This window comes from Brachybacterium zhongshanense, assembly GCF_055385755.1.
In genome coordinates, this window is record NZ_AP043790.1 from 2,625,928 (window position 1) to 2,638,644 (window position 12,717).

Below are 12,717 nucleotides of genomic sequence, written 5' to 3' on the forward strand. Positions count from 1 at the left end.
ATCCCGCGGGAACGCTCCGAGATCCCCGGGAGGCACCCCATGACCCTGCAGGACCGCTCCGCATCCGCCCCGTCTCCGGGCCCCTCCCCTGCCGCCGCCTTCGGCGTCGAGGTGCCCGCCTGGGTCGCCGACGAGGTCGACGCGACGATCGCGACCCTGGGAGGGATCGCGGCTCCCCAGGACCCGAGCGTGCGCGTCGAGCTGATGCGCCTGCTGAACCGGCTCGCCGCGGGCAGCGTGCGCGATGGCGGCGGCGGACCCTTCGCGGCGCTCGTGCTGGACCCGATCAGCGGCGAGATCGTCTCCGCCGGCGTGAACCGGGTGCTCGCCTCTGGGCTGTCCTCAATGCATGCCGAGGTCACCGCGCTGTCTCTCGCGCAGACGAGGCTGGGCCGCTGGGACCTCGGCGCCGAGGGCACCCCGCCCCTCGAGCTGTGGGTCAACTGGCGCCCGTGCGTCATGTGCTACGGCGCGACCATGTGGTCCGGGGTGAAGCGCCTGGTCATCGCTGGCGACGGACCCGAGGTCGAGGAGCTCACGGGCTTCGACGAGGGACCGATGCCGCAGGACTGGGCGGAGCGGTTCCGCGAGCGCGGCATCGAGGTCGAGGTCGACGTGCTGCGCGATGAGGCGATCGACGTGTTCCGCGACTACCAGCGCCTCGTCGCCGACGGAGGAGCGACGGTCTACAACGCGCGCGGCACCGGCGTCCTCGCTCCCTGAGGCACGGCCCGCGCCGCCGGGCGCAGTCCCGGGAGTGCGGACGGGGCCCCGGGAGCGGTGGAGCTCTCCACCCCTCCCGGGGCCCCGTCGGCCTGCGCGCCCTCAGGACGAGACGGCCCTCAGGACGAGACGGCCCTCAGGACGATTCGGCTCTCATGGCGAGGTGGACGCGGTCCCGGGACATGGGCAGCTGCTCCATCCGCACCCCGACGGCGTCCCGGATCGCATTGGCGAGCGCCGGAGCGACCGGGGTGTAGGGGCTCTCGCTCATCGACTTCGCCCCGAGCGGGCCCAGACTGTCGCTCGTGTCGGCGAAGAGCACCTCGGTGCGGGGGACGTCGGCGAGGGTGGGCACGTGGTACTGGCGCAGGATGTCCGTGCGCACCCGCCCGGAGCCGTCGACGACGACCTCCTCGTGCAGCGCCGCGCCGAGAGCCTGCGCCGCCCCGCCCTGCACCTGCCCGCGGCACTGCAGGGGATTGACCACGAACCCGGCGTCGGCCGCCTGGATGCTGCGCAGGATCCGCAGCTCACCGGTGCGCCGATGGACGGCGACGCGCACCCCGTGGACGTTGAACGCGACCGAGCGGGGCGACCCGTCCCAGTGCGCCTCCGCCTCGAGCACGAGGCCTGCGGCATGGGCCGACGCCGCGATCCGCTCCCAGGTCACGAGGCTGCCGGTCGTCATGCGGCGGAGGCCGTCCGCCTCCCCGGTCCATGCCTCTCCGCCAGCCGACGGCTCGGCAGGGGCCGACGGCTCCGCGTCGAGGAGGGCCTCAGCCTCCTCGATCAGCAGCCGGTGCAGCGCCTGGGCGGCGTGCAGCGTCGCCTTCCCGGCGACGACGGTGCCGGCCGACCCGTAGGCGCCGGTGTCGTGGCCGACGATCGCCGTGTCCGACTGGCGGATCCGGATCCGCTCGGGCGCGCAGCCGAGCGCCGCGGCCGCGAGCTGGACGTGCACCGTGGTGGTGCCGTTGCCGAACTCGGCCGTGCCCACCCGCACCTCGACCGTCCCGTCCTCGAGCAGAGCGATCCTGCTGTGGGAGTAGTGCCCGCGCGGCGGCACCGTGTCCAGCATCGACAGCGCCATGCCCGTGCCGCACGCCCAGTCCGGGCCCAGGGCATCGGCCCCGCCGTCGGCCCCGGGCCTGCCGTCGACTCCGGCTCGTTCGTCGGCCCCGGGGGCGGCGAGCGCGGTCTCGACGAGGTCGAGGCACTGGTCCAGGCCGTAACTGCCGTACTCGACGTCGGCCGTGGGGACCGGCGAGGTCGAGATCATCGGATCGCCCTCACGGATCACGTTGAGGCGCCGGAACGCGAAGGGGTCCAGGTCCAGGGCCCGCGCGAGCTCGTCCATCGCCGACTCGACCGCGAAGACCGTCTGGCTCAGGCCGTACCCGCGGAAGGCGCCCGAGGGGACCGTGTTCGTGTAGACGACCTCGGCATCCACCGCCTTCACGGGGCAGTTGTAGACCGCCAGGCACTCCCCCGTCCCGTGGAACATGGTGCCCGGTCCGTGGTTGCCGTAGGCGCCGGTGTCCGAGAGCAGGCTGAGGTGGATCGCGGTGAGGCGGCCGTCGGCGTCGGCGCCGGCCCGCACCCGGATCCGCATCGGATGGCGGACCGAGGTCGAGGTGAACTGCTCGCTGCGGGTGTGCTCGAGCTGCACGGGACGTCCGGTGCGCAGCGCGGCGAGGGCGACCAGGTCCTCGGTGAAGACCTCCTGCTTGCCGCCGAAGCCGCCGCCGACGCGCGGCGCGACCACGCGCACCTTCTCCGGGGGAAGGCCGAGCAGGCGCTGCAGGGTGCGCCGGGCGAGATAGGGCACCTGGGTGCTGCTGCGCACCAGGAGCGTCCCGTCCTCCTCGACGGAGGCGATCGAGGCGTGGGTCTCGAGGCTCACGTGCTGCACCCGCTGGGTGCGATACACCCGGTCGGTGACGACGGCGGCGCGCTCGAAGCCCTCCTCGAGGTCCCCCACCCGGGAGTGCAGCTCGGTGACGAGGTTCGTGGAGGGATCGGCGATGCCCGAGCCCTCCCCCTTGTCGGCGTGCAGCGCGGGCCCGCTGCGCGCACGCTCGGGGTCGATGACCGCGTCGAGCACCTCGTAGTCGACCTCGAGGGCCCGCACCCCGGCCTCCGCCGCGGCGACGGAGTCCGCGAGCACGGCGGCCACCCGCTGTCCGATGAAGCGGACGGTGTCGTCGAGGATGCGGGTGTCCAGGGGATCGTCGGCGAGGTGCTCGTGCTGGCCCGTGGAGAAAAGCGCGTCGGGGGCGTCCTCATGGGTGAGGACCGCGTGCACGCCGTCGACGGCGAGCGCCGCCGCGGTGTCGATGCGGCGGATCCGGGCATGCGCATGCGGGGAGCGCAGCAGCTTCATGTGGAGCAGCCCGGGGAGCGTCGCCGGGTCCACGTCGAGGGTGTACTGCTCGGTGCCGGTGACGATGCGGCGGGCGGCGGGGGCGGCGAGGCTGCGGCCGGCCGAGGCCCCCTCCTCGACATGGGAGACGCCGGCGAGCGCGTCCTCGATCGCGGAGTACCCGGTGCAGCGGCACAGGTTGCCCTTGAGGGATCGGGGCAGGTCGGCGCGGTCGTCGTCGTCGAGCGCGGCCGCGGTCATGATCATGCCGGAGGTGCAGAACCCGCACTGGAAGCCCTGCGCCCGACGGAAGGCGCACTGCATCGGATGCTCCGCCGGCACGACGGTCGCGTCAGGTGCAGCGGTCTCGTCGGACGCAGTCGGTACGTCGGACGCAGTTGTTACGTCGGACGCAGCGGCCTCGGGCGCGACGCTCGCGGCCAGCCCGTTGATGGTGGTGACGCTCGCTCCCGACGCACGGAACGCCGGGACGACGCAGCTGTGCACGGGCTTCCCGTCGAGGTGCACCGTGCAGGCTCCGCAGTCGCCGCCGTCGCAGCCCTTCTTCACGCCCAGACGGCCGAGCTCGCGCAGGTAGGTGCGCAGGCACTGCCCCGGGCGGGGCGGCGTCGCGGCCGGGGCGCCGTCGACGATCGCCGGGGGCGCCCCGGTGCTCACCGTGCTCACCGGCTCCTCGATCTCCGTCACCTCGTCCTCGCTCATGCGGGGACCAGTCCGTGGAGAGGGCCGACGGTCGCGCGGAGGGGTGCTGCTCCGGGGCGGCCGTGCCGCTCGGCGACCACCTCCGCCATGACGGAGAGGGCGAACTCGGCGGGTGCGGATCCGCCCAGATCGAGTCCGATCGGCGAGTGCAGACGGGCGAGGTCCGACGGGGAGGCTCCTCGCGCAGCGAGGCGCTGCATCCGCTCGCGATGGGTGCGCCGGGAGCCCATCGCTCCGACGTAGGCGATGGGCAGGGCCAGCGCGGTCTCCACGAGGGGGTCGTCGACCTTGGGGTCGTGCCCCAGGCAGCAGACGACGGTGCGATGGTCCAGACGGCCGGCGGCATGCTCCTCGAGGAGGTAGCGATGCGGCCACCGCACGACGATCCGCTCGGCGGCGGGGAACCGCTCCGGGGTGAGGAACGCGGAGCGGGGATCGCAGACGGTCGTCGCATAGCCGAGCATGCGGCCCTGGGCGACGAGCGCGGCGGCGAGGTCCGTGGTGCCGGCGACGATGAGCCGCGGGGCGGGGCGCCGCACCGCGAGGAACAGCTCGGGCAGGCTCTCCGTGCAGTCCTCGCCGGGGCCGACGATCCCGGTGGCCGCTGCGGCCGAGCGGTCCGCGAGCAGCTCGGCCAGGCGCCGCACGGCGGACCCATCGGTCGGGCAGGGACCGTCCTGCCCGTCGGCGAGCAGGGCGGGCAGCGCGGCGCTCCACGCGGCGGGGTCGTCGGCCGCGGGGACGGGCAGGGCGATGCGTCGCTCGGGGGCGTCGAGCCGCCAGAGCACGGCGCCGGACAGGTCCTCCAGCACGGGGGCGAGGCGCTGCACCGCATCGGGCTCCGCCACGGGCTGGATCAGCACATCGATGCTTCCACCGCAGGTCAGACCCACTTCCCAGGCCGCACTGTCGGTGTACCCGTAGCGTCGTCGCTGCGGGATGCCGGCGCTGAGCACCTCACGGCCGGTCTCCACGACGTCGGCCTCGACGCAGCCGCCCGAGAGCGAGCCGTGCACCTCCCCGCCCTCACCGATCACCATCGAGGTCCCCACCGGTCGGGGCGAGGAGCCCTGGGAGTCGACGAGGGTGGCGAGGGCGAAGGGCCGGCCTGCCGCGAGCCAGCGGGCGCAGGTCTCCGCGACGCCGCTCATCGCGCGACCGCCGCATCGGCGAGCTCCACGGACGGGGTTCCGCCGGGACCGGTGAGGAGCCGGCCGTGCGGGGCGGAGAGGCCGTCGGGACCCGCGGCCGTCTCGCCGCGCAGGATGGTCGCGACGACGGCACCCTCGAGGGCCATGCCGTCGTAGGCGGAGAGGGGATGGCGGTGCGCGAAGTCGGCGGCGCGGAGAGTCTGCGGACGGTGCGAGTCGTAGAGGACGAGGTCGGCGTCGGCCCCCGCGGCCAGGCGCCCCTTGGAGCTGAGCCCCACGAGGTCCGCGGTCGCCGTCGACATCCAGCGGCTGACCTGCTCGATGCCGATGCCCCGGCTGCGAGCGTGGGCGGCGACGGCCGTGAACCCGGCCTGCAGCCCGGAGATGCCGCCCCACGCCTGCTGCAGGTCGGGGGCGCCGCGCCGCTTCTCCTGCGGGCTCGACGGGGAGTGGTCGGTGACGACCATGTCGATGACGCCCCCGAGCAGGCCCTCCCACAGCGCGTCGCGGTTGCCGTGGTCGCGGATCGGCGGGCAGCACTTGTACTCGGGGGACGCGTCCGGGACGGTCGCCGCGTCGAAGCACAGGTAGTGGGGACAGGTCTCCACCGTGATGGGCAGGCCCTCCGCGCGGGCGTCGGCGAGGAGGTCGAGGGCTCGTGCGCTCGAGAGGTGCAGCAGATGGGTGCGGGCGCCGGTCTCGCGCACCGCGTCGATGAGTCCGGCGATCGCGGTGACCTCGGCGGACTCCGGTCGTGAGAGCACGAAGTCGGTGTAGGCGGCCGATGGGGCGGACGGCGCCTCGGCGATCGTCCGCTCGTCCTCCGCATGGACGACCACGAGACCGTCGAACGTCGCGACCTCCCGCATCGCCTCCCGCAGCTGGGCGGCGTCCACGGGCGGGAACTCGTCGACGCCGGAGGGCAGCAGGAAGCATTTGAACCCCATCACCCCCGCCTCCCACAGCGGCCGCAGCTGTCCGGCGTTCCCCGGGACGATGCCGCCCCAGAAGCCGAGGTCGGTGCGGAGCGATCCGTGCGCGGCATGCTGCTTCACGCGCAGCGAGGGCACGTCGATCGTCGGCGGGATGCTGTTCAGCGGCATGTCCACGAGGGTGGTCACCCCGCCGAGGACCGCGGCCGTCGTCGCGGTCGCGAAGCCCTCCCACTCGGTGCGGCCGGGCTCGTTGATGTGCACATGCGTGTCGACGTTTCCGGGCAGGACCTGCACGCCGTCGGGGACGATCAGGGTCCCGTCCGCGACGACCGGCGCGCCGTCGTCGGCGGTGAGACGGTCGATGCGATCGAGACGGTCGACGCGATCGAGACGGTCGATGCGGGTGATGGCCCCGTCCTCGATGTGCAGCTCGGCGGGGACGAGCTCCCCGTCGAGCAGCACCTCGCGGGCGCGGACGCGTCGGACGGATTCCATCGTCGGCCCCCTCAGCAGAATCCGCCGAGCCATTCCCAGGCCGCCGGCGCCTCGGGCTCGCCGGTGCGGACCACCGCGGCCTGCATGAGGCCGTAGGGGCGATCCCCGGCGATGAACACCTCGTTGTCGTTGTCCAGCCCGAACGGGGAGAGGTCCACGAGGTAGTGGTGCTTGTTCGGCATCACCATGCGGATCTCCGCGAGCTCCGGGCGGGCCGCGAGCACCGCCTCGCCGATCGCGAAGAGGCTCTGCTGCAGGGACAGCGAATGCGTGGTCGCGAAGGTCTCCAGCAGCAGGGCGCGGACCGCGGCGAAGGTCTCGTCGGCGTCGGCCTCGAGGTCGCGGAACCGCCAGCGGGCGGTGACCTCGGTGGCGAGGATCCGGTCGGTGGTCTCGGGCAGGGTCGTGTACTCGTCGCGCGGGAAGCCGTGGAACTCGCTGCCGGTGGACTTCAGCACCACGAGGTCCTTGATCCCGCCGACCACGTGCGTCTCGCCGTCCTCGACGGTGACCGCGGCGGTGCGGACCTCCGGGCCTGTGCGCACGAAGGCGTGGTCGTGCTCGGCGCCGCCGGCCGTGATGCGGTCCCAGCCGAACTGCTCGGCCTCCCAGCGCCCGCCGGTCAGCCATGTGCCCGGGGCGAGGAAGTGGTCGGCCAGGAGTCGCAGGAACTGCTCGGGGCTGCCGACGCCGTGCTGCTTCGCGAAGGCGTAGACGGTGTTCTTCTGGGTGTCGGTGGCGATGACGCGGGCGTTGTCGCCCGTGCGGTAGCAGTCGTCGAAGTCGCCGCGCAGCATCGAGGTGATGTTGAGGTCGGTCAGCACATGGCGCGGGGTGGAGCGGTCCACATGGACGAGCCGCACCTCGGCCTTGCCGTACTGGTTCCGGCCCAGCGACACGGCGGGCACGACGGACTCTGCGGCCGACGACGCGGCGGGCTCGGCGGCCGACGACGCCGCGGAGGCCGACGGGATGGGCTGGGACGGGGTGGTGGTCTGGGTCATCTCAGCTGCCTCGATAGGTGGAATAGGCGAAGGGGCTCAGGAGCAGCGGCACGTGCACGTGCTCCTCCCCCACGACGAACGCGACGTCGACCTCCGGGAAGAAGGTCTCCTGCGCACGGTCGGAGTAGTAGGCGCCGACGTCGAAGCGGAGCCGATAAGGGCCCGCCGGGAGACGTCCGGGACCCAGGTCGCGCAGCCGGCCGTCGGCGTCGGCCGTGCCGCGGGCGATCTCGGTGCCGTCGGCGGCGAGCAGACGCACTCCGATCCCGGCGGCGGGCCGCCCCGTGCCGGTGTCCAGCACGTGGGTGGTGACGTGACTGATGACGTGGCTGATGACGACCTCCTGGGTCCGACGGTCGGCGTGTCCCGGCCGGTGATCTCACCGTAGGAATCGTGTGCGGCACCGGAGTTTCCCCCGTGTAAAACATGTGTTTCAGCGCCATCCCCTGCAGAAGTAACCTCGGCGAAACAGTCCGTGGCCTCCCGTGAAACACACGATCCCTACCCTCGTCGCCATAGCTCCTCCCTGCGGATCCTGCTCCTCCCCGCAGATCCAGCAGGTCCTGCGGATCCAGCAGATCCAGCAGATCCTGCAGTTCCCCTGTCCTGCAGATTCCCGTCCCCGCGCAGCTCCTGCGATATGCGGTCCTGCGATATCGAGCGAAGAAGGCGACCATCATGGAGAACACGACCACCCCTGTCCCGGGCCCGCAGCCGAGCCGTCGAGCCGTCGTCGGCACCTCCCTCGCGGCCCTCGGCGCGCTCTCCCTCGCCGCCTGCGGCGACAGCGCCGACGCCGGATCCGACGCGTCCGACGGGGCCGACGGCGCCCAGGACCACGGGACCCTCGACCTGAACCTGTCGTGGATCAAGAACGCCGAGTTCGCGGGCGAGTACTTCGCCGTGGACCGCGGCTACTTCGAGGAGGCCGGGTTCTCCTCCGTGAACCTCATCGCCGGCGGCCCCAGCGGCACTTCGACCGAGACGATGGTGCTCTCCGGCTCGGCGCTCGTGGGGACCTCCTCGCCGCTCGGCGTGGCCCCGCTGATCCAGGACGAGGAGGCGCCGCTGAAGATCATCGGCACCACCTACCAGAAGAACCCCTTCACGATCATCTCGCTCGGGGACGCGACCCCCATCGAGACCCCCGCGGATCTCGCGGGGAAGACGATCGGCGTGCAGGCGGGCGTGAACGAGACCCTGTTCGACGGATTCCTCGCCGCCAACGGCATCGATCCCTCCTCCCTCGAGATCGTGCCCGTGCAGTACGACCCGCAGCCGCTGATCAACGGGGAGGTCGACGGGTTCTTCGGGTACCTCACCAACGAGGCGCTCACCCTCGAGCTGGCCGGGGAGGACGTCGTGAACCTGCCCCTGGCCGACAACGGCCTGCCGTTCATGGCGGAGAGCCTGGTGGTGACCCAGGAGAGCATCGAGACGCAGCGGGACGCGCTCAAGGGCGTGCTGCTCGCCCTCGTGCGCGGCTGGGCCGACGCGGTCGAGGACCCCGAGGAGGGCGCCCGCCTGGCGGTCGAGGACTTCGGCCAGGACCTGGGACTGGACCTCGAGAAGGAGATCCGGCAGGCCGAGGAGCAGATCGCGCTCGTGAGCACCGAGGAGACCGATGCGAACGGCCTGCTGACGATGTCCGAGGACCTCATGCAGAAGAACATCGAGGCGCTGGCCGGTGCGGGCTTCGACCTCACCGTCGAGGACTGCTTCGACACCACGCTGCTCGAGGAGGTCTTCGCGGAGAACCCGGACCTGCTCTGACATCCCCAGGACAGCAGCCGCCCACCGCTCGCGCGGAGGGCGGCTGCTCGCTGTCCGGGCCCACCGCCCCCGCACGCCACGGGCCGCACCGCCTCCGCCGGCGGCACCGCCTCCGTCAGGAGCTCTCGAGCTCCCCGAGCGCGTCGTAGGCGGCGGTGATGCGGCTGATGCGGCGGACGCCCTCGGCGCCCCGGGCGTTGAGCACGCCGTTGGCGAGCACGGACACGAGCGACATGGCGGTCGAGTAGCTGTCGAAGGCGCCGTCGGAGTCGATGGGGCACTCGAGCCAGCAGTCCGCGGCCGCGGCGAAGGCCCGGGCGGTGCCGTCGCCGATGAGCAGGAACCGGGCGGGCGAGCGCTCGATCGTCTCCGCGAGGGCGGGGAAGACGGCGGGGCGCCGACGGAACCCGATGAGCACGACGACGTCCTCGGCGCCGATCCCGGCGATCTCCTCCCCCACCGCCTGTCCGGGCTGCGGGGCGACCCGCACATCGTCCCGGGCCTGGATGAGCTGCTGGTGCAGGTGCAGGGCGACCGGATAGCTGTTGCGCAGACCCACCACGAGGATCCGTCGGGCGCTCGCCAGCAGGGCGATCGCCTCCTCGAGGCCGCCTCCCGCGAGCACCGTGAGCAGACGGTCGTGGTTCTCCCGCTCGGAGCGCACATGCCCCTCGAGCCCCGGGCGCAGGCCCGGCACGCCCGTCCGGGACGGCGCGGCGAGCGGCGTCCCGGAGCGGCGCATCGCGCGCGTGTGCTCCTTGACCTCGCGGAAGTCCGCGAAGTCGAGCTTGCGGAACAGGCGGCTCACGGTCGCCTTCGAGACGCCGGTCTCGCGGCTGATGTCGGCGGCGCTGAACACGGCCAGATCGCCGAGATGCTCGAGGAGGAAGTCGGAGATCCTGCGCTCCTGGGGCGTGAGCTCCGCATACTTCGCGTCGATCCGCGCATCGATCCGGGTGTCGATCCTGGTGCCGATCCCGGTGTCGGACGGAGCTCCGACGTCGGCCGACGCACCGCGTGCCGCGCTCATCGCAGGCCCCCGGCCGCGAGCACCGCGCGCTCGAAGGCCTCGAGCGCGACGGCGACGTCCTCGGTGGTGACGCTCTCGTCGGGATGATGGCTGATCCCGTCGGCGCAGCGGACGAACAGCATGCCGATGTCGGTGATCTCGGCGACCGCCATCGCGTCATGGCCGGCGCGGGAGAACAGCTCGAGGGGCTCGTCGGCCCCGCTGCCGCGGATCCCCTCGCGCACAGCCTCCATGAGGCGCGGTGCGCAGCGGACCGCCGGCGCGCCGTGGATCTGCTCGACCTCGAGCTCGAGGCCGCGCCCGGCGCAGAACCCGCGCACATCCTCGAGGATCAGGTCGAGCACCTCGTCGCGCAGCTCGTCGGTCTCCGCACGCAGGTCCAGGGACATCTCGACCCGGCCCGGCACGACGTTCACCCCGCCCGGGCTGGTCTCCAGGCGTCCGACGGTCGCGATGGCGCCGTGCTCGCGGGCGATGGCCTCGATGTCGAGCACTGCACGGCTCGCGCCGATGAGGGCGTCGCGCCGCTTCTCGTAGGGCGTGCCGCCCGCATGGCGCGCCTCCCCGCGCACCGTGAGCATGAAGCGCCGGGCACCGGCGATCGAGGTGACCACGCCGAGGGGACGGTCCGCCGCCTCGAGGTACGGGCCCTGCTCGATGTGCACCTCGAGATAGCCGGCGAGGTCCTCGGGCCGCAGCGCCGCCTCGCCGATGCGCTCGGGATCCAGGCCGAAGCCGTCGAACGCCTCCCGCATCGTGACGCCGTCGGCGTCGGCGAGGTCGAACCACTCCTCCTCCCAGGTCCCGGCGAGCGCGCGGCTGCCCAGCAGGGTCGCCCCGAAACGGGTGCCCTCCTCGTCGGCGAAGGCCGCGACCTCGAGGGCGAAGGGGAGCTCGTGGGCGCGGTCGCGGAGGCGGGCGACGGTCTCCACGGCGATCAGCACCCCGAGGATGCCGTCGTACCGGCCGGCGTCGGGGACCGTATCGAGATGCGAGGCGAGCAGCAGCGCCGGCAGCCCGAGGCGCGCGCTCTCGAGACGACCGCGCTGGTTGCCGGCGGCGTCCTGCCAGGTGCTCATCCCCGCCTCCCGCATGAGCTGGGCGGCGACCTCGTTGTGCCGGGCGTGCTCGGGCGTGAGATAGGTGCGCTCGATGCCGTCCTCGCGGGCGGAGATCATGGCGAGCCGGTCGCAGTCGGCCATGATCCGCTGCGCCGCTTCGAGACTCGAGCCGACCGCGGTCATCGGGCCGCCCCCTCGAGCTCGACAGCACCGGTCGCACCGGGGTCGGCACCGTCCCCGCCGGGGGCGGAGGCGTAGTGCTCGAGAGCGGCGCCGACGCCTCCGCCCCCGGTGACGAGGACCCCGCCGACGCGGAGCACCTGCTCGAGGGCGGCGAGGGTCAGCAGCACCGCGTCCCGTCGGGCGTTGGCACCCATGACGCCGATGCGCCAGACCTTCCCGTGCAGGGGGCCGAAGCTCGTGCCGATCTCGATGCCGAAGTCCTCGAGCATCGCGGTGCGGGCGGCGTCGCCGTCGACCCCCTCGGGGATGCGCACGGCCAGCACGTTGTGCATGCGGTGCGCCTGGTCCCCGAAGAGCTCCAGGCCCAGCCCCTGCACGCCGGCCGCCATGGCGCCGCCGTGCAGACGATGGCGGGCGACGGCCGCGTCCATGCCCTCCTCGACGAGCAGCCGGGCGCATTCCCGGGCCGCATAGAGCATGCTGGTCGCCTCCGTGTGGTGGTTCAGCCGCGACGGCCCCCAGTAGTCCAGGATCATCGCGAGGTCGAAGTAGTTCGAGCGGATCCGGGTTCCGCGCGGCGCGGAGCCGTCTGCGATGCCCGCCTCCACATGGCGCCGGGACTCGACGATCTGCTGCGCGCGCGGGGAGAGGGACAGCGGGGCGCTGCCGGGTGGACCGGCGAGGCACTTCTGCAGGCCGGCGGTCGCGGCGTCGATGCCCCAGGCGTCCATCGCGAGCTCGTTGCCCCCGAGCGAAGCCGTCGCGTCCGTGTACAGCAGCGCCCCGTGCCTCTCGCAGATCGCGCCGAGCTCCTCGAGCGGCTGGATCATCGTGGTCGAGGTGTCCCCCTGCACCACCGCGACCAGCTTCGGACGGGTCCGGACGATCGCCTCCTCGATCCGAGCGGTCGGGAGGACCTGCCCCCACTCGGCCTCGATGGACTCCACCTCGGCGCCGCAGCGCTCGGCGATCTCGACGAGGAGATGGCCGAAGCGCCCGAAGATCGGCACCAGCACCCGATCCCCCGGCTCCAGCAGGGAGACCAGCACGGCCTCGATGCCTGCCCGGGAGGTGCCGTCGACCAGGAGGGTCGCCTCGTTGCGGGTGCGGAACACCTCGCGGTACAGAGCCATGGTCTCCGTCATGCACGCCGTCATCGACGGATCGAACTGGCCCACCAGCGAGGCGGACATGGCGCGCAGCACGCGCGGGTCCGCACTGATCGGGCCGGGGCCCATCAGCAGCCGCTGCGGCGGGTTGATCGGAGAGATGCTCAT

10 protein-coding genes are annotated in these 12,717 nt (G+C 72.9%); 2 read left to right on the forward strand and 8 right to left on the reverse strand.

Annotated elements, in window-relative coordinates; genetic code table 11:
* Nucleotides 1-39 precede the first annotated feature (39 nt).
* The gene (locus ACZ5AJ_RS11770; protein WP_464134807.1) at nucleotides 40-723 is read left to right on the forward strand and encodes a nucleoside deaminase; all 684 of its coding nucleotides are present in this window, start codon (nucleotides 40-42) and stop codon (nucleotides 721-723) included.
* A 136-nt stretch (nucleotides 724-859) separates the two neighbouring features.
* Here ACZ5AJ_RS11770 and ACZ5AJ_RS11775 read toward each other — a convergent pair whose 3' ends face one another.
* From ACZ5AJ_RS11775 to uraH, 5 genes are read right to left on the reverse strand one after another with little or no spacing between them, the layout of a single operon-like run.
* Nucleotides 860-3,808 (reverse strand): molybdopterin-dependent oxidoreductase, encoded by a 2,949-nt coding sequence (locus ACZ5AJ_RS11775; RefSeq protein WP_464134810.1) that lies wholly within the window; start codon nucleotides 3,806-3,808, stop codon nucleotides 860-862.
* The gene (locus ACZ5AJ_RS11780; RefSeq protein ID WP_464134812.1) at nucleotides 3,805-4,959 is read right to left on the reverse strand and encodes an XdhC family protein; all 1,155 of its coding nucleotides are present in this window, start codon (nucleotides 4,957-4,959) and stop codon (nucleotides 3,805-3,807) included. The genes ACZ5AJ_RS11775 and ACZ5AJ_RS11780 overlap by 4 nt, the downstream gene beginning before the upstream one ends.
* Nucleotides 4,956-6,389: an allantoinase AllB gene (allB, locus tag ACZ5AJ_RS11785; protein ID WP_464134816.1), complete on the reverse strand. Its 1,434-nt coding sequence runs from the start codon at nucleotides 6,387-6,389 to the stop codon at nucleotides 4,956-4,958. The genes ACZ5AJ_RS11780 and allB overlap by 4 nt, the downstream gene beginning before the upstream one ends.
* Before the next feature lie 11 nt (nucleotides 6,390-6,400).
* A complete protein-coding gene (gene pucL, locus ACZ5AJ_RS11790; protein WP_464134819.1) occupies nucleotides 6,401-7,393 on the reverse strand; it encodes a factor-independent urate hydroxylase in 993 nt (330 codons plus the stop codon).
* Nucleotide 7,394: 1 nt separating this feature from the next.
* Entirely contained in the window at nucleotides 7,395-7,694 is a 300-nt protein-coding gene (uraH, locus tag ACZ5AJ_RS11795; protein ID WP_464134823.1) for a hydroxyisourate hydrolase, read from the reverse strand.
* A 377-nt stretch (nucleotides 7,695-8,071) separates the two neighbouring features.
* Between uraH and ACZ5AJ_RS11800 the strand changes: the two genes are divergently transcribed.
* Nucleotides 8,072-9,166: an ABC transporter substrate-binding protein gene (locus tag ACZ5AJ_RS11800; RefSeq protein WP_464134827.1), complete on the forward strand. Its 1,095-nt coding sequence runs from the start codon at nucleotides 8,072-8,074 to the stop codon at nucleotides 9,164-9,166.
* A gap of 115 nt (nucleotides 9,167-9,281) precedes the next feature.
* Here ACZ5AJ_RS11800 and ACZ5AJ_RS11805 read toward each other — a convergent pair whose 3' ends face one another.
* The 3 genes from ACZ5AJ_RS11805 to ACZ5AJ_RS11815 are packed head-to-tail and all read right to left on the reverse strand — an operon-like array spanning nucleotide 9,282 to nucleotide 12,717.
* On the reverse strand, nucleotides 9,282-10,196 hold the full coding sequence (locus ACZ5AJ_RS11805; RefSeq protein ID WP_464134831.1) for a MurR/RpiR family transcriptional regulator: 915 nt from the start codon (nucleotides 10,194-10,196) through the stop codon (nucleotides 9,282-9,284).
* On the reverse strand, nucleotides 10,193-11,440 hold the full coding sequence (locus ACZ5AJ_RS11810; RefSeq protein WP_464134834.1) for an allantoate amidohydrolase: 1,248 nt from the start codon (nucleotides 11,438-11,440) through the stop codon (nucleotides 10,193-10,195). The genes ACZ5AJ_RS11805 and ACZ5AJ_RS11810 overlap by 4 nt, the downstream gene beginning before the upstream one ends.
* Nucleotides 11,437-12,717, reverse strand: coding sequence for a pyridoxal-phosphate-dependent aminotransferase family protein (locus tag ACZ5AJ_RS11815; RefSeq protein ID WP_464134837.1), 1,281 nt, complete (start codon nucleotides 12,715-12,717; stop codon nucleotides 11,437-11,439). The genes ACZ5AJ_RS11810 and ACZ5AJ_RS11815 overlap by 4 nt, the downstream gene beginning before the upstream one ends.

What these genes read in the sequence shown, in the direction of transcription:
- ACZ5AJ_RS11770 (WP_464134807.1), top strand. Translation starts at nt 40, where the DNA reads ATGACCCTGCAGGACCGCTCCGCATCCGCCCCGTCTCCGGGCCCCTCC.
- ACZ5AJ_RS11815 (WP_464134837.1), bottom strand. Translation starts at nt 12,717, where the DNA reads ATGAGCATCTCTCCGATCAACCCGCCGCAGCGGCTGCTGATGGGCCCC.
- allB (WP_464134816.1), bottom strand. Translation starts at nt 6,389, where the DNA reads ATGGAATCCGTCCGACGCGTCCGCGCCCGCGAGGTGCTGCTCGACGGG.
- ACZ5AJ_RS11805 (WP_464134831.1), bottom strand. Translation starts at nt 10,196, where the DNA reads ATGAGCGCGGCACGCGGTGCGTCGGCCGACGTCGGAGCTCCGTCCGAC.
- ACZ5AJ_RS11780 (WP_464134812.1), bottom strand. Translation starts at nt 4,959, where the DNA reads ATGAGCGGCGTCGCGGAGACCTGCGCCCGCTGGCTCGCGGCAGGCCGG.
- ACZ5AJ_RS11810 (WP_464134834.1), bottom strand. Translation starts at nt 11,440, where the DNA reads ATGACCGCGGTCGGCTCGAGTCTCGAAGCGGCGCAGCGGATCATGGCC.
- ACZ5AJ_RS11775 (WP_464134810.1), bottom strand. Translation starts at nt 3,808, where the DNA reads ATGAGCGAGGACGAGGTGACGGAGATCGAGGAGCCGGTGAGCACGGTG.
- ACZ5AJ_RS11800 (WP_464134827.1), top strand. Translation starts at nt 8,072, where the DNA reads ATGGAGAACACGACCACCCCTGTCCCGGGCCCGCAGCCGAGCCGTCGA.
- pucL (WP_464134819.1), bottom strand. Translation starts at nt 7,393, where the DNA reads ATGACCCAGACCACCACCCCGTCCCAGCCCATCCCGTCGGCCTCCGCG.